General features: G+C 66.7%; 16 protein-coding genes. 7 read left to right on the top strand and 9 right to left on the bottom strand.

What is annotated here, in order from left to right:
• Window positions 1-7: 7 nt before the first annotated feature.
• Window positions 8-1,462: a M81 family metallopeptidase gene (locus PS060_RS00450; protein WP_273984776.1), complete on the top strand. Its 1,455-nt coding sequence runs from the start codon at window positions 8-10 to the stop codon at window positions 1,460-1,462.
• On the opposite strand, the gene PS060_RS00445 is transcribed toward PS060_RS00450, so the two are convergent.
• The 6 genes from PS060_RS00445 to PS060_RS00420 are packed head-to-tail and all read right to left on the bottom strand — an operon-like array spanning window position 1,440 to window position 9,563.
• A complete protein-coding gene (locus tag PS060_RS00445; protein WP_273984775.1) occupies window positions 1,440-3,488 on the bottom strand; it encodes a glycoside hydrolase family 2 TIM barrel-domain containing protein in 2,049 nt (682 codons plus the stop codon). The two genes, PS060_RS00450 and PS060_RS00445, sit on opposite strands and share 23 nt — an antisense overlap.
• A gap of 5 nt (window positions 3,489-3,493) precedes the next feature.
• Window positions 3,494-5,242: a serine hydrolase domain-containing protein gene (locus PS060_RS00440; protein WP_273984774.1), complete on the bottom strand. Its 1,749-nt coding sequence runs from the start codon at window positions 5,240-5,242 to the stop codon at window positions 3,494-3,496.
• Window positions 5,235-6,476: a Gfo/Idh/MocA family protein gene (locus PS060_RS00435; protein ID WP_273984773.1), complete on the bottom strand. Its 1,242-nt coding sequence runs from the start codon at window positions 6,474-6,476 to the stop codon at window positions 5,235-5,237. The genes PS060_RS00440 and PS060_RS00435 overlap by 8 nt, the downstream gene beginning before the upstream one ends.
• The gene (locus tag PS060_RS00430; RefSeq protein ID WP_273984772.1) at window positions 6,473-7,021 is read right to left on the bottom strand and encodes a hypothetical protein; all 549 of its coding nucleotides are present in this window, start codon (window positions 7,019-7,021) and stop codon (window positions 6,473-6,475) included. The genes PS060_RS00435 and PS060_RS00430 overlap by 4 nt, the downstream gene beginning before the upstream one ends.
• Window positions 7,018-8,727, bottom strand: a complete 1,710-nt coding sequence (locus tag PS060_RS00425; RefSeq protein ID WP_273984771.1) for a GMC family oxidoreductase — start codon at window positions 8,725-8,727, stop codon at window positions 7,018-7,020. The genes PS060_RS00430 and PS060_RS00425 overlap by 4 nt, the downstream gene beginning before the upstream one ends.
• The gene (locus tag PS060_RS00420) at window positions 8,724-9,563 is read right to left on the bottom strand and encodes a 3-keto-disaccharide hydrolase (RefSeq protein WP_273984770.1); all 840 of its coding nucleotides are present in this window, start codon (window positions 9,561-9,563) and stop codon (window positions 8,724-8,726) included. The genes PS060_RS00425 and PS060_RS00420 overlap by 4 nt, the downstream gene beginning before the upstream one ends.
• 122 nt (window positions 9,564-9,685) lie before the next feature.
• Between PS060_RS00420 and PS060_RS00415 the strand changes: the two genes are divergently transcribed.
• The 5 genes from PS060_RS00415 to PS060_RS00395 all read left to right on the top strand — a co-directional run bounded on the left by PS060_RS00415 (window position 9,686) and on the right by PS060_RS00395 (window position 17,068).
• Complete coding sequence (locus PS060_RS00415; protein WP_273984769.1) at window positions 9,686-10,708, top strand: DUF1611 domain-containing protein; 1,023 nt, start codon at window positions 9,686-9,688, stop codon at window positions 10,706-10,708.
• Window positions 10,698-11,675, top strand: coding sequence for an N-acetyl-D-Glu racemase DgcA (gene dgcA / locus PS060_RS00410; protein ID WP_273984768.1), 978 nt, complete (start codon window positions 10,698-10,700; stop codon window positions 11,673-11,675). The genes PS060_RS00415 and dgcA overlap by 11 nt, the downstream gene beginning before the upstream one ends.
• The gene (locus tag PS060_RS00405; protein ID WP_273984767.1) at window positions 11,672-13,906 is read left to right on the top strand and encodes a S9 family peptidase; all 2,235 of its coding nucleotides are present in this window, start codon (window positions 11,672-11,674) and stop codon (window positions 13,904-13,906) included. The genes dgcA and PS060_RS00405 overlap by 4 nt, the downstream gene beginning before the upstream one ends.
• Before the next feature lie 77 nt (window positions 13,907-13,983).
• Window positions 13,984-16,353 (top strand): TonB-dependent receptor, encoded by a 2,370-nt coding sequence (locus PS060_RS00400; protein WP_273984766.1) that lies wholly within the window; start codon window positions 13,984-13,986, stop codon window positions 16,351-16,353.
• A gap of 67 nt (window positions 16,354-16,420) precedes the next feature.
• A complete protein-coding gene (locus PS060_RS00395) occupies window positions 16,421-17,068 on the top strand; it encodes a helix-turn-helix domain-containing protein (protein ID WP_273984765.1) in 648 nt (215 codons plus the stop codon).
• On the opposite strand, the gene PS060_RS00390 is transcribed toward PS060_RS00395, so the two are convergent.
• On the bottom strand, window positions 17,058-18,209 hold the full coding sequence (locus PS060_RS00390; RefSeq protein ID WP_273984764.1) for an alpha/beta fold hydrolase: 1,152 nt from the start codon (window positions 18,207-18,209) through the stop codon (window positions 17,058-17,060). The genes PS060_RS00395 and PS060_RS00390 overlap by 11 nt on opposite strands.
• 135 nt (window positions 18,210-18,344) lie before the next feature.
• Between PS060_RS00390 and PS060_RS00385 the strand changes: the two genes are divergently transcribed.
• On the top strand, window positions 18,345-19,481 hold the full coding sequence (locus PS060_RS00385) for a DUF819 family protein (RefSeq protein ID WP_273984763.1): 1,137 nt from the start codon (window positions 18,345-18,347) through the stop codon (window positions 19,479-19,481).
• On the opposite strand, the gene PS060_RS00380 is transcribed toward PS060_RS00385, so the two are convergent.
• A complete protein-coding gene (locus PS060_RS00380; RefSeq protein WP_273984762.1) occupies window positions 19,478-20,455 on the bottom strand; it encodes a dipeptidase in 978 nt (325 codons plus the stop codon). The genes PS060_RS00385 and PS060_RS00380 overlap by 4 nt on opposite strands.
• A complete protein-coding gene (locus PS060_RS00375) occupies window positions 20,452-21,690 on the bottom strand; it encodes an MFS transporter (RefSeq protein WP_273984761.1) in 1,239 nt (412 codons plus the stop codon). The genes PS060_RS00380 and PS060_RS00375 overlap by 4 nt, the downstream gene beginning before the upstream one ends.
• Between the last annotated feature and the right edge of the window lie 87 nt (window positions 21,691-21,777).

Here is a 21,777-nt window from a genome sequence, read left to right as displayed (position 1 = left end):
CCCTGCCATGCACATCTTTACCGCCGCGATCGCGACCGAGACCAACTCCTTTTCGCCGATCCCCACCAACGAGGCAAACTTCGCTGACGATTTCTACCCGGCCGGCACTCTGCCCGAACGGCCGATGATGTTTGCGGCGCCGATGCAGGTGGTGCGCCGCCATGCGGCCGAGAGGGGCTGGACCGTTATCGAAGGCCTGGCCACCAGCGCGCAGCCGTCCGGCCTGATCCGGCGTGCGACGTGGGAGAGCTACCGCGACCGGATCCTGGCCGATCTTGAAGCGGCGGGGCCGGTCGACATGGTGCTTCTGGGCCTCCACGGCGCGATGATGGCCGATGGCTACCCCGATTGCGAAGGCGATCTGCTGGGCCGCTTGCGCGCGATCGTTGGCGCAAAGACGGTGATCGGCGGGCTGCTCGACCCGCATTGCCACCTGACCCCCGCGATGATCGCGGCGGCCGATGTGCTGATCGCCTACAAGCACTACCCGCATCTCGACGCCTTCGATCGCGCCGAAGAGCTGTGGACCCTATGCGAGGGCGCTGCGACAGGGCGGCATCGACCTGTGATGGCCGTGGCGGATTGCCGGATGATCAGTCTCTATTACACCCCTGTGGAGCCAGTCAGCGGTTTCGTGGCGGCCATGTCAGCGGCCGAGCAGGAGCCGGGGGTGCTCTCGGTCTCGCTCATTCATGGTTTCCCATGGGGCGATCTGCCCGAGATGGGGACGAAGATGCTGGTGATCGCCGATGGCGAGGCCGCATTGGCCCAATCGCTGGCGGATCGCCTTGCGGCGGATGTTCAGGCGATGAAGGGACGGACGATGACGCCGCTCATCCCGATCGACGAGGCCGTCGCGCTGGCTGGTGCGCATCAAGTCGCGCCGCTGGTGCTCGCGGACTTTGCGGACAATTGCGGAGCGGGCGCGCCCAGCGATGCGACATGGCTGCTGGGCGCGCTGATCCGCGCCGATGTGCCCGATGTCGGGATTGCCTTCCTCCACGATCCCCAGGCGATCGACCTGTGCAAGGCAGCCGGCGTGGGGGCGCGGATGCCGCTCCGTCTTGGCGGCAAGACCAGTCGCTTCTCCGGCCCGCCGCTCGATCTCGACATCGAGGTGATGCACATCGCAGAGAATGCCCGCCACGATTTCGGCATCGGACATTTTGACGCAGGCACCGTGGTGGTGGTGCGGACCGGGCGCAATGTCGACATCGTCATGTCATCGAACCGCATCCAGTGCATCACGCCCGGCGCGTTCTCCGACTTCGGCATCGACCCGCGCGCCAAGCGCGTTCTGGTGCCCAAGTCGATGCAGCACTTCTACATCATGTTCTCGCAGCTTGGCGGGCCGGTGCGCTATGTGGAGTCGCCCGGCGTGGCGAGTATGGATCTGGTGAACCTCCCCTATACCCGCGTCGACCGGACGATCTGGCCCTTCACTGCTGCGGCCAGCCTTTGAGATAGGCCTCGCGCAGCACATCGAAGGCCTGCTTGCGGCGTCCGGTCTCGTCGATCACGCCCTTGCGGTTGTAGCCATCCTGAATGCCGGGATAGGGCCGCAGGGGCGAGCGGAAATCCTGCAGCACCCAGGGCGAGACGCCGTCGATGCCCTCGTGACCGGCGAGCATTTCCAGCTGCCTGCGATAGACCTCGGCCTGATATTCCTCGGTGAACATCCGGCCTGCGCCGCCGTCCAGACCCGCCCTGGCGTCGGCACCGAACTCGCTGACGACGAAGGGCTTGCCGGCGGGCGGCACGAAGCGGACTTCGGGCATCAGCGCAAGGATCGCCTCGGCGAGGCGCTGCTCGTCCGCGGGCACCATGCGGGCGAGGAAGCTGGCGTAGTACCACCCGAAATACTCGTTGAGCGCGGCGACATCGAGCACCTCGGCCAGCGGATCGTCGATCCTGAACACGGGTGCTTTCGCCGCTGCGGCGAGGGCATCGGGGGTGACCGGCGCGCCGCTTGCCTTCTCGAACCACGCAGCGAGCTTCTGGCGCTGGTCGGTGGGCAGGGCAGGGTCCTGAAGCAGCCGGGCGACCAGCGTGCGCGCCAGCATCGGGGCTGACTTGGCGCTGTCGACCAGCAGCGCGGCGGTGATCAGGCGCGACGGATCGCGCCCGCGCACTTCGCCCGCAATTTCGCGCAAGAAGGCAAGGCGGGCGGGGGTGTTGGGGGTTTCGTTGGCGATCGACCACAGGATGATCGAGGCACGGTTGCGATCACGCTCGACCAACGCGCGGGCCTGCCGGCGGACATTTTCGAGCACCTGAGGGTTGTCGAAGGCCACCGCCCAGTAGACCGGCAATTCGCTCCAGACGAGCAGGCCCTGTCGGTCCGCCTCGCGGGCAACGGCTTCGTCGTGCGGGTAGTGCGCGAGGCGCACGAAATTGGCCCCCAGCGCCTTGACCTCGCCGATCAGCTGGCGCGCGTCGTCCTCGCCCACCGCACGGCCCGGGTGGCGGGTGGTGACAGCGTGGGTGCTGATACCGCGCAGCACGATCCGCTCGCCATTGAGGACAATGTCGCCGCCGCGCGCCTCGATGGTGCGCAGGCCGATCATGTCCTCGGCCGCTTCGCCTCCTGCGATCGCGATCCGCAGGCGGTGGAGCGCCGGCTGCTGCGGTGACCACAATCCGGCGCGGGTGCGCCATACCAGTCGCGCCTTGCCGTCGGCGCCGATCGTCGCCGTCGCCGTCTCCCCCCGATCCGGCAGGCTGACGGTGACCGTCCGACCCGCCGCCTCGGGCGCGGCTTCGATCTCGGCCACCACCTCGCGCCGCTTCAGATCGGCGAGGCGCACCGACCAGGTCACCAGCCGCGGTTCGGGCAATTCCAGCAGTCGGACAGCACCGGTGATCCCGCCGTAATTGTGCCAGTCCGAAAAGCGGGTCGGCACCGTGAGCGCGTCGAGCCGGTTGTCGACCTTGAGCACCAGCGCGTTGCTGCCCGGTTTCAGATGCTGCGTCAGATCGACCGCGAAGGGTGTGAAGCCGCCTTCATGCCGGGCGACGAGGGTGCCGTTGATGTAGACATCGGTGCGGTAATTGGCCGCGCCTACGTGGAGGATCCGCCGCAGCCCGTCGCTCGTCGTCGGCAGATCGAACCGCTTCAGATACCACACCGCGCCCTCGTAGAGATCGAGCCTCGGGTTCTGCCGCACCCAATCGGCTGGAACTTGCAGGGTCTGTGCGGGATCAAACACAAATTCGGCGAAGGCGAGGCCGCCGGGTGCGGGGCGCGCGCGGAAAACCTCGACACCGCCGAGGCCCGTGAACGACGGACGGTCGCCTGCCGACAGCGGATCGACAATAACCTCCCAAGGTCCCGACAGGTCGATATGTCTGCGCCCGGCAGGGTTCTGGTAGAGCGGTTCCGGTTCGCTCGCCTGCCATTGCGGCACTGCCGATTGTCCGGGGGATTGCGCCGCGGCGGGGGCGGCCGACAGGGCGAGGGCCAGAACGGCCAGGGCGCGAAAGATCATGATGCTCAACCGTGCAAGGGGAAGGGGAGGTGCCAGAAGGTGAGAAGACCGCCCAGCAGCAGCGCGGCGCCTCCGGTCAGCGCGACGTGCACGCGGGCCAGCATGCGACCCGGCTTGCGGATGGCCAGCACAAAGAGGGCAAGGCCGAGCACCAGCAGCGCCGCGGTGATCACGCCGCCGATGGTGAAGGCGGTGGTGTCGCCCTGCTGCATGGCGGCGGCGATGGCGTCGGGGCCGCCAAGGGCGAAGACCGTCGCCGGAAGCCCGCCGGCAACCAGCGCGGTCAGCGGCGCCAGCCAGCGCGCTGCCCCGCGCGCCCAGATCGCGGCGAGCAACCCGGATAGCGCGACCAGCAGGGAGGCTGCGGCGATCTTCATCTGGACCGCCGGGTCCGACAATCCCGAGACCTTGCGGGCAACCGCGACACGTTCGGCCAGGGTATCGCCGCGGAAAAGCCAGCGTGTCGGCGCGCGGCCGGGCGCGGCCTGTTCCTCGTAGAGACCGGGCGCGATGCGGGTGACCGGCTTGCCGTTGATCGCGATACCGTCCGCCGTGCGCGTCACTTCGGTGACGGCGCCGAGGAAGAACAGCACTTCGGCGGTGCTGTGCGGGCGGCGTTCGGTCCAATAGCGCCCCTCGATCCCGGGGTCGCTGCCGCCGATGCCGGAGGCGCGCTGCGGCGGGCCGGCAAATGCGGCGAGAAAGCTGTCGCGGATTTCGCCATAGCCGAGGGGCGGGGCAGATGCCGTCCAGGCGACGAACAGCCCGAGCCGCTGCTCCGGCACGATCACCAGCGTCGATGCGACGCCCGACAGGCCCCCTGCATGTTCCCACGTGGGCTGGCTGCCCCATTGGCTGAGGAACCAGAAGGCGCCGATGCTGTCGAGACCCGGCCCGTTCCCGGCGAGCGGGGCGGTCGCCAAGCGCCGCAGCTCGGGCGGGAGCGGGGTGCCGCCCTCTCCCAGCATTGCGAGCATGTAGCGCGCCATGTCGGGCGCGGTCGTCTCGATCGATCCGGTCGGCGCGAAGAAAGGCGCGTTGAAGTTGCGCGGGATCTCGCTCCCGCCCGGGGCGAAGGGCACGACCAGCCCGGGTGTCGGCTTGCCGCTGAGGTTGAGGCGGGTCGCGCCCATCCCCAGCGGACGCAGCAGGCGTTCGGAGAGCAGGTCGTCATAGCGCCTGCCCGTGGCATCCTCGATCGCCATTGCCACCAATGGCGCGCTGATATTGGCATAAACCGACGCGGTCCCGGCGGGGCGCACCTGTGCGGGCAGGATCGCGCGGATATCCGCGCCGGTGGCGGGCACGGACATGCGGCCAAGATCGAAATAGCCGAAGCCGCGCTCCTCGAAACCGGCGGAATGGGTCAGCAGGTGACGCAGCAGGATCGGCTTGCCCCCCATCGCGGGCAGCTTCACCCGCTTGAGCACGGCATTGGCCGGGGTGTCGAGCGACGGCATCGCGCCGGTGCGCACCAGATCGAGCAGCAGCAGTCCGGCGAAGGTCTTGGAAACCGAAGCGATCTGGAAATGATCGCGCGCCGGATCGATCCCGCGGGCCGCGCCGGGCGCGGGCTTGCCGTAACCGCGGATCGCGACCACCTGTCCATCCTTGACGATCGCGACCGTCGCGGCAGAGGCGCCGCCCGCCTCGACACCCTTGCCGACAAGGGCGTCTGCCCAATCTTCATAGGAATTCGCCGCGGCAGGTGCCGATGCCAGCAGCGCGGCGAGGGCGAGCAGCAACCTAACCACGGGCGGGCACCGGCAGATAGGCATCGAGCAAGGTATCGGCCGGGTCGATCGTAGTCCCGGTCTCCGCCGAGCGGTAGAGCGCCATGATCAGGCGCACCACATCGAGCCCGTCATGGAAATTCTCCGAAGGCATGATCCCGTGCCGGAAGGTGTGCACCATGTGGCGGTTCTCCAATGTGTAGCCGTAGATCCCGGCCTCGTCCGGCACGATCGGCATCTCGCCCTGTTCGGCGTTCTGCTTCTCGACCAGATCCTCACCCTGCGCCCCGGCGATATTGCGCGACAGGAAGAGCTTGAGCCCGGTTTCGAGCGATGACCAGCGCATCGCATATTCGGGCCCCATCAGCTCGATATCGAGCCTGAGACCAGCGCCGACATAGGCCCAGCTGGTGGTCGCCTCGACGATCAGTTCATGCCCCGCCTCGTCTTCGAGCCGCAGCAGCCCGCGGGCGAAATCCTCGGCAATCGGGCGGGAGGGATCGAAGCCTGCCATCTGCCGCGCCAGTCCTTCCGCCGCGCCGGGCCTGCCGAACTTGAGGTGTCCGATGCTCCCGCTGACCGACGTCACCCGCAGGCTGTCGCGGGGCGCGCCCGGAGCGGTGAGGAGATGGCGGCCGACCTCGACCGAGTGGCACATCATGTCCGACATCACGCCCCCGCCCTGGCGCTTGCCGTCCCAGAACCACGGCTCGTGCGGGCCGGAATGCTCCTCGGCCGCGCGGGCGAGGTAGGGGCGGCCCGAACCGGGAACGGCGCGGCCCCAGATGATCGCCTTGCCCCGCTCGACAGCCGTGGAGAACAGCTGGTTTTCGAGATAGCCGTGGAGCAGCCCTGCGCTCTCGGTCAGGCGCAGCACCTCGCGTGCCTCGGCGAGCGTGCGGGCAAGCGGCTTTTCGCAGGCCACGGCGGCGAGGCGGCTGCGGGGATGCAGCGCTGCGTGGGCGAGGGCGGTGAATGTGGCGATGCGCGTGTCGTTGGGATTGAGCACCCAGACCGCATCGACCTCGCCCTCGATCACCATGCTTTCGATATCGGGATAGGCGCGGCACGGCCCGAGGCCCATCGCATTGGCGCGCTCGGCAAAGGCTTCCCGCCGGGCGGGCGTCGGGCTGGTGACGCCGACGATCACCGCATCGCGCACCCCTTCAAAGGAGGTCAGGTGGAAATGGGCGATAAAGCCCGATCCGATGAAGCCGATCCGCAATGGGCGGCCAGCGGCGGCGGGGGTGGTCATGCAGGTTTCTCCGGAAGAAGCGCGAACTGCCGTTCGAGGTGCGCGGTTACATCGGCGGGCAGCGGATCGAAGCGTTCGCGCGGTTCGTTGCCGACAAAGCCGATGGCCGTGATGCCGGCGGGTGTGGTGTAGTAGGCGGCCAGCGCCAGCACGCGCAGGCGGTCCTCGGCAGCAGCATCCGCCTTGCCATCCGCCAGCGGCAGGATCAGGGCGCGGTCCGCTTGCTGGTCGGGGTAGGGGGCCGAAAGCCATTCGTCGAAGAATTCGTCGAGGCCAGCCTCGCCCGCGGAGGGCAGCGACCCGCTGCGTGGCAGCAGGGTGTCGAGCCGCTGCGCCAGCCATGCCTTCTGCCGGTCGGTCAGCAAACGAGGCCAGGGGCCTGGCGCGGGCTCGAGCAAGGCAGGATCCTTGCCGTAACCCGCAGCCGCCTTGGCTGGCGGAGACGAAAGGCCGGCCCCCAGATAGGCGCGCAGGCCCGCCCCGCCGCCGATCGCGCCAGCCACCACCGCGGTCCAGCCCAGCACGCTGCGACGATCGAGGTTCATGCCTCACCCCGCTTCAGGCTCTCGGCCAGATGAGCCGCACCGCGCCAGGCGAGCGCCATGATCGTCAGCGTCGGGTTCTTGCACGGCATTGAGGGGAACAGCCCGGCATCGGCGACATAGAGGTTGGGGGTGGTGTGCAACCGCCCCCAGCGGTCGACCGGGCCGTCACCCGCTCGCTCGGCCATGCGCAAGGTGCCGGCTTCGTGGATCACATGGCCGCCCGGACGCATCACCTCGGCAATCGGGCGGTCGAGATCGGTAAGGATGTTCGCGCCCATGTCCTTGAACACATCCGCGAGCGTCCCGCGCATGAAGGCCATCTGCGCCAGCTCCTCCGCGCCCCACTGCCAGTGGAAGCGCAGCACCGGCAGGCCGAAGCGGTCCTTGACCTCGGGATCGAGCTCGCAGCGGCTGTTGGCGTTGGGGATCATCTCGCCGCGGCCCGATAGATAGACGATCGAACCATAGAGCCGCCGCATCTCGGCGTGGAGCGCATCGCCCGTGCCCGGCTTGGCGAGCGCGGCGATGGCGGTCATGTCGTCGAATTCGGGCAGGCGGCGGCCGCCCCAGAATTCGATATGGCACCCCCGCGCGAAGCCCAGCGCGCCGGCGCGCTGCTCGTCGGTCAGCCACCATGGCGAATAGACGTGGAACAGGGTCACGCCCTCGTCATGGAAGGCGGGCAGGTTTTCGAGCTGCGGTACCTGCGCTGCCACCGAGACGCTCGGCGTATCCATCAGGTTGCGCCCGACCTGTCCCTGCTCGTTGCCGAGCCCATCGGGAAAGGCGGAAGAGCGCGACTGGAGCAGGATTCGCGCGCTTTCGCAGGAGCTGGCGGCGATGATGACTGCGCGCGCCTTTATCTCGTGAACGGAACCGTCGGCCCGGTCGATGAAGTGCACGCCGGTCGCCTTGCCGCTGCTGTCGACCGGAACCTCGAAGACATGCGCGCCGGTGCGAATGGCGAGGTGCCCGGTGTCACGCGCGGGCGGGATGAGAACGGTGGTCGACTGGAAGTTGGCGCCGATCGCGCAGCCGCGCATACAGTCGGTGGCATAGAGGCATTGCGGGCGGTCGCCGTGCGGCTGCGTCAGGATCGCCATGTGCGCAGGCACCACCGGGATGCCGTGGCGGCGGCCCATCACCATGCCCATCCATTGCTCGAAGGCGCGCGGACGGGGCGGCGGGAGGAGGATGCCGTCCGGGCTGTCGGGCGAATTGGCAATGCCCTCGGCCGCGCCGAACACGCCGATCAGCCGCTCGACCTTGTCGTACCAGGGGGCAAGCTCGTCATAGCCGAAGGGCCAGTCGGCGCCGAGCCCGTCGAGGCTCTTTCCGCGGAAATCGTCCGGGCCGAAACGCAGGCTCATGCGGCCCCAGTGATTGGTTCGCCCGCCCAGCATCCGCGCGCGCCACCAGCGGAAGGCGCTGCCATCGGCGACGGTATAGGGCTCGCCCGGCACCTCCCAGCCGCCGCCAGCGGTGGCATCGTAATAGCCGAATTCCTTGTCAGGCGTCGCAGCGCCATGGAGCGGCGCTTCGCCCGGCATCTGGAACATCGGGGTCTCGGTCATCGGGTCGTAGTCACGCCCGCTCTCCAGCATGAGGACATCGAGACCCTCCTGCGCCAGCGCATAGGCGGCCATGCCGCCGCCCGCGCCCGAGCCGACGACGATCACATCGGGATGGGTCGCGGCCTTGCTCATTGTGCCGGCAACTCGCGCACGCGAATGTTGCGAAAGCGGATGCGTCCGCCGGCATCGCCATGGTCCTGCAGCACGATCGGCAGTCTTACGGCATGGGGCTGCCACGGGCCGACCGCAGCAAAGGCCGTCGGGCCGAGGAAAGCCTGATCGTCCTGCAGCATGACGCCGTTGAGGGCCACGCTCGCGCGCGGGGGTGCGATCAGCGCGCCGTCATCGGCAAAGCGCGCGGCGCGGTAACGGATCGTCAGGCACTGCCATTCACCCGGCGGGCGCGAGGCATTGGCACGCGGCGGCACCTGCCCGTAGAGCGCGCCCATCTGCCCGTCGGGGTAGGTCGGGTTGCGATGGCTGTCGAGGATCTGCACCTCGTAGCGCTGCTGGAAAAAGATCCCGCTGTTGCCGCGCCGCTGGAACACGCCGACCGGCGGGGCGGGCATCTGGAATTCGAGCGAAAGCTCGACATCGCCGAAGCTTTCGCGGGTGGCGATGCGGTTGGCGGTATGGCCCGAGGGGACAAGTTCGCCGCCGTCGCGCGACCAGAGGGCGAGCTTTTCACCCGTCCAGTCCGATGCCTTGAGCTTGCGGCCCCTTGCCTTCTGGCACTCCGAGGGTGCGACCAAGGGCGGCTGCGGCCGGGCAAGGTCGTGGATCCGCCACGGGCTTCCCGGCAGGCGCGGCGCATCGAGCAGGGCTTCGCGCCAGAAGGGCTCCTGCCAGCCTTCCTCGATCCCGGGATTCTCGTCGATCAATTGCCGGATCGCCGGGTCGCGCGCGCGCAGTTCATCGGTGAGCGAGCGCCCTGCATCACCGCTTCCCGATGCAGCCGTTGCGGCCAAACCGGCACAAGCCGTCAAGAATATGGCTCGGAGCGAGCTTGCCAATGCCATTCCAATCTGAAAGATATATGCCAATCGGAAATATCTTTGGCTTATTGGGCCGAGTCTAGCAAGGACGGAAAATGCACGCGATCCGCAAACCCTATCTCCTGTTCCTGGGCGACGTCGGCTCCGACATCTTCGCCAAGACGGCGCACGGGCTGAAGGATTGGTGCCCGGATGATTGCGTCGCCCAGTGGCGTCTGCCCGACTGTTCGGTCGATCTCGGGCTTCAGGAGCTTGCACCCCAGGCTGCGGCTGCTGCCGGTGCGCGTTCGCTCGTTATCGCTGTGGCACCGATCGGGGGCGCCCTGCCTCCGCACTGGATTCCGGCCATCCTTGCCGGAATCGAGGCTGGGCTCGACATTGTCTCCGGCATGCACGGCACGCTCGCCGCAGTTCCCGCCATTGCCGAGGCCGCGCGGCGCAAGGGCGTGGCGCTGCATGACGTGCGCCAGGCGCCCGCCGGTATTCCCATCGGCACCGGGCGCAAACGCACGGGCCGCCGGTTGCTCACGATCGGCACGGATTGCGCGCTCGGCAAGAAGTACACTGCGCTTGCCATAGCTCGGGAAATGCAGCGGCAAGGGATCAGCGCGACGTTCCGCGCCACCGGTCAAACCGGCATCCTGATCGCGGGTGGCGGCATTCCGATCGATGCCGTGATCTCCGATTTCGTGGCCGGCGCGGCAGAGATCCTGAGCCCCGATGCTCCGACCGATCACTGGGACGTGATCGAGGGGCAGGGATCGCTGTTTCACCCTGCCTATGCTGCTGTCACGCTCGGGCTGATCCACGGCAGCCAGCCCGATGCGATGATCCTGTGCCACGAGCCGGGCCGCGAACGGATCAACGGCTATCCCGATTTCCCCGTCCCTGCGCTGACCGCCGCCATCCGGCATTTCGAGAATTGTGCGCAGTTGACCAACCCGGCCGCACGCGTGGTCGGCGTCAGCCTCAACACGTCGCGCCTTTCGCCGGAACAGCGCGCCGAAGCGATTCGGGCGGCGATGGACGAGACCGGCCTTCCGGCCTTCGACCCCGTCGCGACGTCGATCGCCGATCTGGTCCGCAGCTTTGCCGGAACGCTCGATCATGCAGCTTGAGATCGCCCGCCGGGACTGGCTGCTGAAAGAGCCTTTCACGATTTCCCGGGGCACGATGACCACCGCCGACGCGGTGATCGTGACCTTGCGCGAAGGCGATGTTGTCGGACGGGGTGAGGCCTATGGCATCATCTATGAGGGCGAGACGCCTGACAGTATCGTCGCGCAAATCGAAAGCGTGCGCCCGGCGATCGAAGCCGGTGTGGATCGCATCGCGCTGCTCGATCTGCTGCCGATCGGCGGCGCGCGCTGCGCGGTGGATTGCGCGTTGTGGGATCTGGAAGCCAAGCGCAGCGCTCAGCCCGCCTGGCAAATGGCCGGGATCGGCGCTCTGCGCGATGTCGAAACCGCCTTTACCATCGGGATGCGATCCATCGAAGATGTCCGCGCGACCGCGGCGCGCTTTGCCGACTTCCCGCTGCTGAAGCTCAAGGTAGGGCGCGAAAATCCGCTCGCCACAATTGCGGCGGCGCGAGCGGGAGCGCCATCGAGCCGCTTCATCGTCGATCCCAATCAGAGCTGGTCTGCGGCCGATGTCATCGCAATGGCCGACCAGCTAGCGGAGCTTGGGGTGGTTCTGCTCGAACAACCGGTTCCGGTCGACGATGACGGCGGGCTGCGCGGGTTTCGGGGGCCAGTCGCCATCTGCGCGGACGAGCTGGTGCATGACCGCAGCGATCTGGCGAAGGCCGAAGGCAAGTATAGCCACATCAACATCAAGCTCGACAAGGCCGGCGGCCTGACCGAGGCTCTGGCACTCGCCAGCGCGGCTTTGGCCCAAGGATACGGGTTGATGGTCGGCTGCATGGCGGGGTCGTCGCTGGCGATGGCACCGGCGCATCTGGTTGCCCAGCTATGCGACTATGTCGATCTCGACGGACCCTTGCTGCAGGCCGAGGACTGGTCGCCCGCGATGATCTACCGCGCCGGCCGCCTCACCCCGCCGGAGCCTGCCCTGTGGGGGTGAGATCACGCTTTTGGACCGGGCTGGGCGCGGCTTTGCTCGTGCTTGGCGCGGGACAGGGGCATGCCGCCGGGGGGGCGGCATCGCTTCTGGATTGGATCGGTGCGAACATCGAGGCCGAGGATGCCGTGCTGGCGCCTGCGCGGATCGAACCGGTGTGGGTCGACAAGGACAAGGTGCTGATCCCTGCGGCGCGTGGCAGTCTCGCTATTGATCTCGTTGACGCGCGCAACGGCGAGCGGAAGTCGCTGACCGATCCGGCGGCGCTTGCCGAAGCCATGCGGGCGCGCGGGTTTGATCCGGCGCCGATCCGTGCGCGGGGATTTGATGCAAAGGGGCTTCAGCTCAGCGATGGTGATCGCTGGTGGCGGGTGATCGACGGCATCCCCGTTGCCGCCCCCGACCTCGAACTGCGCGCCAAGCGCGATGTGCCGCAGCTGATCGCATCCCAGTTCCCGACTACCTTTGACGATCTGATCGAACTGCCCGAACCCGGGGGTAGCCGTTTCCTGACGCTGCAAGGCCATGATCTTGCGTTGCGGGCGCGCGACGGCACAGTCACACCGCTTACGCAGGGCGCAACTGCTGACCTGACCTGGCGATCAAGCGAGGAGTCCGAGCAGGATTTTCCGGCAGTCTGGTCGCCCGATGGCAAGCTGATTGCCGCCGTCCGGCTGGATCTGCGGGGCGTGCCGCATGAGCCCGTGATGCGCTGGCTGGAAACGCCGCCGCGCGTGGACCGCATTCCCTTTCCGCGCGCAGGCGAGCCGATGCCGCGCTTTACGGTTGCGCTGTTCAGCCCAGATGGCGGCGCTCCCCGTTTCCTCGATCTCGGTGACACCGCCGACCACTACGTGAACATCATCGATTTCAGCCGCGACAGCCGTACGCTGCTGGTGCAGGTGACCGATCGCGCCCATCATCATTGGCGTCTGCTCGGGGTCGATATCGCCAGCGGTGCGGTGACGACCCTGCTGGAAGAGCGGCGGGCGACCTATATCGACACGCCCATGACGCTTGCGCCGAGGCTGGTCCACGTCGTCGACGGCGGTTTTGTGCACCTCAGCGAGGCGAGCGGCTACCGCCACATTGTGGTCCACGCAGCCGATGGCCGCAAGCTGCGCCAGCTGACCAGCGGCCCCTTCGTGGTCGAGGACATCGTGGCGATCGACCATCGCCAGGGCTGGGTCTATTTCCTTGCCGACACCACGCCCTCCACCGTCCTCACACCGAGCCTGCACCGCGTGCGGCTGTCCGGGGGTGCGAGTGAGACCATCGGCGGGGAAGGGGTGGAGAAGGTCTGGTTCGCGCCCGATCTGGGCCATGTGGTGATCCGCCGTTCCTCCACGACGTCCGTGCCCGTAACCGAGCTGCTCTCGACAAAGGGGGGAGGGGCGAAAGTCCTTTCCAGCCCGCCTACGGTGCAACTGGCCGCGCTTCCCCAAGGTATCCCGATCTCGACAGCTTCTGCCGATGGCAAGCGCGAAGTCCACGGGGTGCTTTACCTGCCGCCGGGAGCCCAAGGGCCCGTGCCGGTTGTCGAGATCATCTATGGCGGGATGCAGCTCGATTTCATGCCGCGCCACTGGTTCGGTTTCGGGCGGCTCGAGGGCGGCTACAATGGCATGATCGCCCGCCTGCTGTTGGCCCGCGGCTATGCGGTGGGCTACATCAATGCCCCGGGCACACCGAACCGCGGGCGCAGCTATCAGGACGCGACTTACGGGAACTGGCCGCAATCGGTCATCCCCGATCATGTCGCGTGGTGGCGCGCGGCGGCACAGCGGCATCCCGGTATCGATCTCGCGCGTCTGGGCGTCTACGGGAACAGCTGGGGCGGGTACCTTGCCCAGCGCGCGATGATCGACGCGCCCGGGTTCTACCGGGCCGCGATGGCGATGGCACCGCCTTCCGATCTGGTCGATCACCCCAATTACATCGAGCCCTTCATGGGCCGACCGGACGAAAACCCCGACGGTTACGCCAAGGCGTCCAACCTAGATCGGATCGCAAATATCCAAGGGCCAGTGCTGGTTATGCCCATGCCGCTTGATGTGAACGCGAGCTTTTCTCCGGCGATGAAGTTCGTCGATGCCATGATCACTGCCGGCAAGTCGGTCGAGATTTTCACGATCCCAGAGGTTAATCATAGGGTTAACTGCTGTGGCCCGGCGCGGGAGCGTTACGCTTACGCCACAGTCATCAATTTCCTCGACCGAAATTTGAACGATTGATTTGACACATCCGTGTCGAATTGGAAAATATATCTCGAAATATGGCGACTCTTTCGCTGCCATCAGGGGAGGTTGGTTTGAAGTCTGCACTCAATGTCGGTTTGTCCGCATTCGCCCTCGTCGTCGGTCTTGCCGCAGCACCAGCCGCCGCTCAGTCGCAATCGACCGAGACAGACGATGCCGCCGCTGCCAGTGATTCTGGCGAGATCGTGGTCACAGCGCTGCGGCGCGAGACCACGCTTCAAGACGCGCCGATTTCGATCGCGGTGGTAAGCTCCGAAACCATCCAGCAGCAGGCGATCGACGACTTCTTCGACCTCGCCCTGCGCGTTCCGAACGTTGCAATCTTCGAGAACAACAACCTCTCGGGCCGCACCCAGGTTACCATCCGCGGCATCCCCGGACGCGCCGGGATCTTCGTTGACGACGTGTTTGTCGGCGACAACTCGGCCATCAACACGCTGTTGGTCGACGTCGACCGGGTCGAGGTGCTGCGTGGGCCCCAGGCGACCCTGTTCGGTCGCAACGCGATCTCGGGCGCGATCAACACCATCACCCGCAAGCCCGGCAATGAGTTCTTCGCACAGGGGCGCGCCCGCTACGGCAGCTACAACGAGACCTATCTCGCAGGGGCTGTCGGTGCGCCGATCGTTGAAGACCTTCTCGCCGCCAAGGTGTCCGCTGCATACCGCAAGAACGACGGCTTCGACCGCGAACGCGGTGGCGGCCGTGTCAACGGTGACGATGGCTGGGCGGTGCAGGGGCAGCTTCGCTTCACGCCCTCATCCAACGTCGATATCCTGATTTCGGCGGACTATGCCAAGGACAGCAACCAAACCGGCTATTCGGATGCATTCGCCGACTATTCGATCAACGGTGCGCCCGGGCAGACTTTCCGAATCGCCGAGCGCGATGGCAATGCCTTTGATCGTATCGTTCCGGCGCGCAGCACGCCCAATGATCAAGATCGCGAGATCTGGGGCGTTTCCGGCACGATCGACATCGACCTCGGCTTTGCCGATCTCAAGTCGATCACCGCGCACCGCGAGGTGAAGTTCCTGTTCCAGCGCGATGGTGATGGTTCCGAATTCGACATCATCCGGGGTACACAGCCAGTCGACTACCAGCAGTTCAGCCAGGAAGTCCGGCTCGTCTCCAAGCCGTCGGATAGCTTCGACTGGCTCGTCGGGGCATACTACTTCAAGGACAAGCGGACGTCCCGCGACAGCAACCTGCTGGGATCGGACTGGATCATCGCCACGGTGCCGCCCTTGGCGCCGCTCGCACCGCCGCTGGTTCCTGGCGGTACCCCGGGGGTGGTGACGATCGGGCGCCTGTTCGCCAGCCCGACCCTCCAGAACATCATCGGCATCCGGCCGCCGTCGAACATTCTCGGGACCCAGGAGACCTTCGATCAGAACGAGATCGAAAGTCTGGCCTTCTTCGGATCGGCGACTTGGAAGATCTCGTCCCAGCTCGAGCTGACCGGCGGTCTGCGCTACACCCGCGAGCGAGTCGAGGGAGCCTATGGCCGCAACGTGGTCGGCTTCCTCAACGCTTTTGTTCCGCCAATTGCGCGTCAGGAACTCGACAGCGGTTGGGATGGCGAATGGTCGCCCATGGCCAACCTTGTCTATCAGCCGTCGGACGATGTCACGCTTTACGCGACCTATAGCACGGGCTTCCGCAGCGGCGGGTTCAATCTGGCGCCTGCGGCCGTCAATCCGCCTGCGGATGACGCAGCCCGCCGCCGTTTCCGGCCTGAGACCGTGGACAACTACGAAATCGGGCTCAAGTCGACCCTGCTGGACGGCAAGCTCTACGCCAATGCTGCCGTGTTCTATATGCAGTATCAGGACTTCCAGCGCAGCTTCTTCCGGATTGATCCTGTCGTCGGCGGTCAGACGGCAACCTTCAACGCCGAAGCCAGCATGCGTGGCTTCGAGCTTGAATTCACCGCGATCCCGGCCGACTGGCTAACGATCACCGCGGGTTACGGTTATCAGGACAGCAAGTACGGCGATTACCCAGATGCGCCTGTCCAGTCCTATCTCGTGCCGAACCCCGCCGGGCGGCTGCTGACCACCGACCTTTCCGGCGATCAACTGCCCTTTGCCCCGAAGCACAGCCTCAATCTGTCTGCCGTGACGACAATTCCTCTGAGTGATGGGCTGCAGATCACGGCCGGCCCGGACATGCAGCTGCGCTCGTCCTATCCGGTTAGCGACGGGATCGATTTGATCCGGGTGGTGGACGACACGGTGATCCTCAACGGTTTCATCTCGCTGGGTGCGCCCGATGGCACTTGGCAGCTGACAGGCCGCGTGCGCAACCTCACCAAGGAAATCTACCTCACCGGTCTCGATTACAACAACTTCACCGGGACCGTGAACCAGGGCCTTTCCGCCCCGAGAACCTTCGCGATCGAAGCTTCGTTCCGTTTCTAGGCGGAAACGAGGCTTGACCTTGCCTGTCGCCATGCCAATGCTGGTCCCCCAAAGGACCAGTTGAGACATGGCGACAAAAAAGCGTTCCCAAACCGCCCTGACTAGCGCGATCGAAGACCGGGCGCCGGAAAACCTCGGCCTGCATATCCGCGAGCTGCGGTCCGAGCGGCGCTGGTCGCTCAGCGAGCTATCCTCACGCTCAGGGATCGCTGCTTCGACCTTGTCCAAGGTCGAGAACGATACGCTTTCCCTGACCTATGATCGCCTGATGATGGTTGCCCGGGGGTTTGGCCTGTCGCTTTCAGAATTCCTTGCGCCGCGCGGCGATGCCGGCGCCTCAAGCCAAGGGATGGCAAGGATCAGCTGGGCCCGGCGCGGCTCGGGCGAGCGCGTCGTGACCGGCGCTTACAAGTCCGATTATCTGTGCGGGAATCTGCGTCAGAAGCGGATGATCCCGCTGCTGACGGAAGTGCGTGCGCGCACGCTCGAGGAGTTCGGCCCGCTGCTCCGCCACGAGGGCGAGGAATTCGTCTTCGTGCTCGAAGGGCGGGTCGAGGTGAATACCGAGTTCTATGCGCCCGAGGTGCTCGAGAAGGGCGAGGGCGTCTATATCGACAGCCGTCAGGGCCATGCCTATCTCAATGCCTCGGACGATGTGTCGATAATCCTCTCGGTCAATTCCGAGACGCCCAAGGATCACCTCATCACGGATTGACGGCGGGCGGCGATGCTGCGGACGTCGATGCGAGGAATTTGCGGATCTCGCCGAGCGTGAAGGCGGGCTCGTTCAGCACGAAATAGTGCCCCGATCCGGCCGGCGCCTTCACCAGCGTGCCGCGGCTCGTGAAGGTGACATAGTCGCTGGTCCATTGCGCGCGCAGCAGCTTCCAGTTCTTCTGCTGGCGCGGCGTCAGGTCCTTGGGCATCTGCTCGGCGATCTCATCGGCAGACTGGTCCTGCACGATCATCAGCAGGGGCAGATCGCCCAGCGCGCCGGGGCTGCGCACGAGCGACAGGCCGTTGCGGCAGCCGTTGGAAAGCGCCTCGCGCTGCGCGGCCAGCGAGCGCGGGCGGGATTCGAGGTTCACGAGCGTCGGATAGAGCGCTCCCAGCGCCTTGTTGGGGCTGCCCGGCGTCTCGGCGTTCATCGGGTTGAGCGAGGGCACGAGGCCAAGTCCGAACATCGAGGCCCAGAACGCCAGGCCGCCCGGCTCCGTAGGCCCGCAGCCATAAAGGCTCTGTTGTTCGGTAAACCAGCTCGGCGGCGTAGGATCGAGCAGCACCGCGGCACTGACCCGGTCGGGGTAGGCTTGGGCGAGGTTGGCCGCAAACAGCCCGCCGACCGAGTGGCCGACCGGGATGATCTTACCCGTTTCACCCGCAGCCGTCACGGCGCCCATCAATTCGGCGACGACCGTCTCGACCGTGCGCGGACTTTGGGCCGGATCGGCCCAGCCGGTGCCGGGCCGATCTATCAGGCAGGAGCGGTTGGTGCCGCGTAGCGCCTCATGGAGCGGGGCAAGGAACCAGCCCGAGGAATAGGCGCCCGAGATCAGCAACAGGGTAGGGCCACCCTTGGGCCCTTCGCACTTCACGAAAAGCCGCTCGCCGCCAACGGCAACCAGCTTGCCCCCTGCCGGACGCGCGGCCTCAAGCTCGCGCGCGGCATTGCTCATCGCGGTCGCACCGACCCCCAGCGCAAGGCCGAACAGGGTGAACAGCCCGCCAAAGGCGAAACCCAGCCCCCGCCGCCAGCCGCGCCCCCTCTTGCCCCGCCATAGCAAGAGCAGCCCCGCAAGCAGGACCAGACCGGCCGCAAGAAAGGGGAATACCGGGCCGACGAGAAACGGGGTCATGGCGGGGCGGTCTCCAAGAAATGGCGTCAGACGAAATTCGATATAGACACAGACTTTCTAAAATGAAACGATGCTTTCCATGATTTGCACTTGCCAGCCGCGCTTTTCCGGGTCGGCCCTCCAAACGGTCGCGGCGTGACGGCGCTCTCCGCCTCATACGAACTGGCGGCCTGCGGGTTGATGCTGGGCGCGGTGATTGCCGGGCTGTGGATCGCGCGCCTGCCGAAACTGGCGTGGCTCAGTCCGCCGATGACGGCGCTGCTGCTGGTGGTGGTCTTCGCCAATATCGGCATCATGCCCGCAAGCGCGGACATCGCGATTGACGGACTGCTGTCGGGCCCGCTGCTCGCAGCCGCGATCTTCCTGTTGCTGCTGCAAGCCGATCTGCGGGGCATATTGTCGGTCGGGCCCGGGCTGCTGCTCGCCTTTCTGGCTGGCTGTCTTGCGGTCACGATTGGCGCGGCTGGAGCGGCCCTTACGCCTTTCATCGCACAGGCCATCGGTCCGCTCGGCGCCGAGGTCGCGGGAATGTATGCCGGAACCTACACGGGCGGCGCGGTCAACTTCAACACGCTTGCAGCCAGTTACGGCGTCGACCGCAGCGGTCTGGTGTTTCTGGGGGCAACAGCGGTCGACAATGTCTTCACCACGCTGTGGATCCTCGCCTGCGGTCTGGCGGCCTCACGGATCAGCCATCCGCATCCCGTCCCCGAGCCGGACGCGGCCCCGGCGCCCGCTCCGCAGATCGTGGCGCTTACGGCCGAGAACCTCGCGGTCGGCATCGCCTTGACCCTTGCCGCCGTGTGGGGCGGGGAGTGGCTGGGCGCGCGCCTGCCGCTGGTGCATCCCTTGCTATGGACCACCGTGCTGGCGCTTGCCGCCGCGCAGACCCCGCTTTCGGGGCTGGGCCGACGGCTCGAGCCTCTAGCGATCCTGCTGCTCTATCTGTTCATCGCCTCGCTCGGGATCGATGTGCGCTTTGCCGAATTCTCGGGAGCGGCGGTGCTGCTGGGCGGATTGGCGGCGATGGTGACGATCATTCTCGTGGTCCATGGCGCGACGATGCTCGCCATCGCGCGCTGGACCCGGCTTGACCCCGCAGGGCTGATCATTGCCTCGCAAGCGGCCATCGGCGGACCACCCACCGCGATTGCCTTTGCCGAGGCGATGGACCGACACGATCTGCGACTTCCCGCAGTGTTGCTGGGCCTGCTGGGCTATGCGATCGGGACCTGGCTCGGGCTGGGGGTGACGGCGATCGCTGCGGGCTAGCGGGTTTTCCAGCAAGTCTCGGCGATCCGCTGCCAGTTGCCACCGAGAATGGCGGCAACATCGTCGGCCGCAAGCCCGGCGTCCGCGAGCCCCGCCCGGATCGCAGGGATCGCTTCGGGCGGCGTGCACTCGGTCGGCAATTCGTATCCGCATCCGGGAGGAAAGGTACCGGTCATCGCGGCCTTTTCGGCCTCCAGCCCCTCGAGATCGAAGACGAAGTCGAGCCCGAGTCCGACATGGCGCGGCCCGACCAGCTTCACCAGATAGAGCAGATGCTCCAGCACCTTAGTCTCGACCGGACCGCCGCTGCCCAGAAACAGGCGCAGGCCGTTGACCCCTATCACCCCGCCGCGCGCCGCGCAGGCGAGTGCCAGTTCGTCGGTGATGTTGCGCGGGTGATCGCACAGGGCGCGCGGGTTGGAGTGGGAGAGGATCATCGGTTTGCGCGCAATCGCCAGCGCCTGCATGGCGGCGGCATGGGCGGTATGGCTGAGGCAGACGACAATGCCCGCATCCTCCATCGCCCGGATCAGCTGCACGCCTTCGGGTGTCAGCCCTGCCGCATCATGCACACCGCCCGCGGCCCAGTTGCGGCGGTTGTAGGCCAGCAGCATCCAGCGCACCCCGAGCCGCGCGAGGGTCTCGACCCGGGCAATATCGCCCTCGAGCGGCGCTGCCCCTTCGACATCGAACACCACCGCAAGCCGTCCCGAACGCCGTGCGGCGGCAATATCCGCGAGCGAGCGGGCGAGGACATAGTGTTCGGCGTGGGATTCAAGCCAAGCGGTGATCGCCTCGGCCATCGCCAGATGCTCGGACCATGTCATCTCGCCGTAACCGATGTTGAGGCTGACCACATCGACCCCGGCAGCGCGGTAGCGGCCCAGCGCCGGCAGGTGCGCCGCCAGATCGACAAGCGCCATCGGCGGGCAGGCGTGGTTGTCCCATACGGGCGGAGGCAGGGGGGCGTTCATGCGGCCTCCACGGTGGCTGCGCCACGCGCGCTGGTGAGCACGGCGTAGAGAGCTGCGACAAGGCCTGCGACGATCGCGGGCACCAGCCACAGCGTGAACCAGTCGGGCGAACCGTCAGCCTGTGCGGTGGCGGCTGCGACGAAATTGGCGAAGTTCGCGCCGATGATCGTGCCCACCCCCAACGTCATGAACGCGAGGAAAGCCTGCGCCCGCCCGCGTGTTTCCGGCGGGAACAGGCGATCGACATGGACCTGGCCTGCCACGAAGAAGAAATCGTAGCAGATGCCGTGCAGCAAGATACCCGCCAGCAGCATCCAGGTGACGGGCCCGCCGGTGTCGAAGCCGAAAGCGAACAGCGCATAGCGCAGCGTCCATGCCATCATGCCGACCAACAGCACCCAGCGGATTCCGAGCCGCGCGAAGGCGGCCGGCAGCAGCAGCATGAAGACGATCTCCGACACCTGCCCGAGCGACTGCACGGCGGCTGCGCGCGGCATCCCGGCGTCGATCAGGAAGCTGTTGGCATAGGCATAGTAGAAGCTCAGCGGCACCACGATCAAAGTCGAGCAGGCAATGAAGACCCAGAAGCCCCGGTCCCGCACGGAGAGGGCGAAATCGAACCCGGCAAGCGCCATCAGTCCGGGGCGGGTCGCGGTCCGGGACGGGGCGGGCGAGGGCAGGGTGAAGCAATAGAGCCCCAACAGGGCCGATGCGCCAGCCGCGAGCAGGATCGGGGTCGTCGTCGGCTCCAGAGGGCCGGTCGGCGCGAAGCCGGCCATCACCATCAGGTCCGGCCCGAAACCGATCAGCAGGCCCGCTACGATCCAGCCAATCGTGCCCATGGCCCGGATCGGCGGAAACTGGCGCGTGCTGTCACGCAATGCGGCCATCACCACCGTGTTCGAGAGCGGGATGGTGGGCATGTAGAGCAGCATCACCAGCAGAACCGAGCCGAACAGCCGGGCATGGCCGCTTTCGATCGTGGCCAGCTGCGCCAGCGCCGCCGCGCCGCACAGGTGCAGCACGCCCAGCAGCCGCGCGGCGGGCACGCGCCGGTCGGCCAGCGCGCCGAAGATCATCGGGCTGATCACCGCCGCATAGCCCTGCGTCGCATAGGTCGCGCCGATGATGTCCTCGAAGGGGCCGGCCGCCAGCCACGCGCCGAGCGTCACCCACCATGCGCCCCAGACGAAATACTGGGCGAACATCAGGAACCCCAAGCGTGCTGCGAGCATCCGCTGCCTCTCCAATTCGGCGACTTGATGCGCTTTGGATAAATGGCTATCGGATTGGAAACAAGTGCCGAGCCACGATGGCGCGCC

Origin of the sequence: Erythrobacter sp. BLCC-B19 (assembly GCF_028621955.1) — a bacterium.
Lineage (GTDB): Bacteria > Pseudomonadota > Alphaproteobacteria > Sphingomonadales > Sphingomonadaceae > Erythrobacter.
This window is presented reverse-complemented; position numbering and strand designations above follow the sequence as displayed.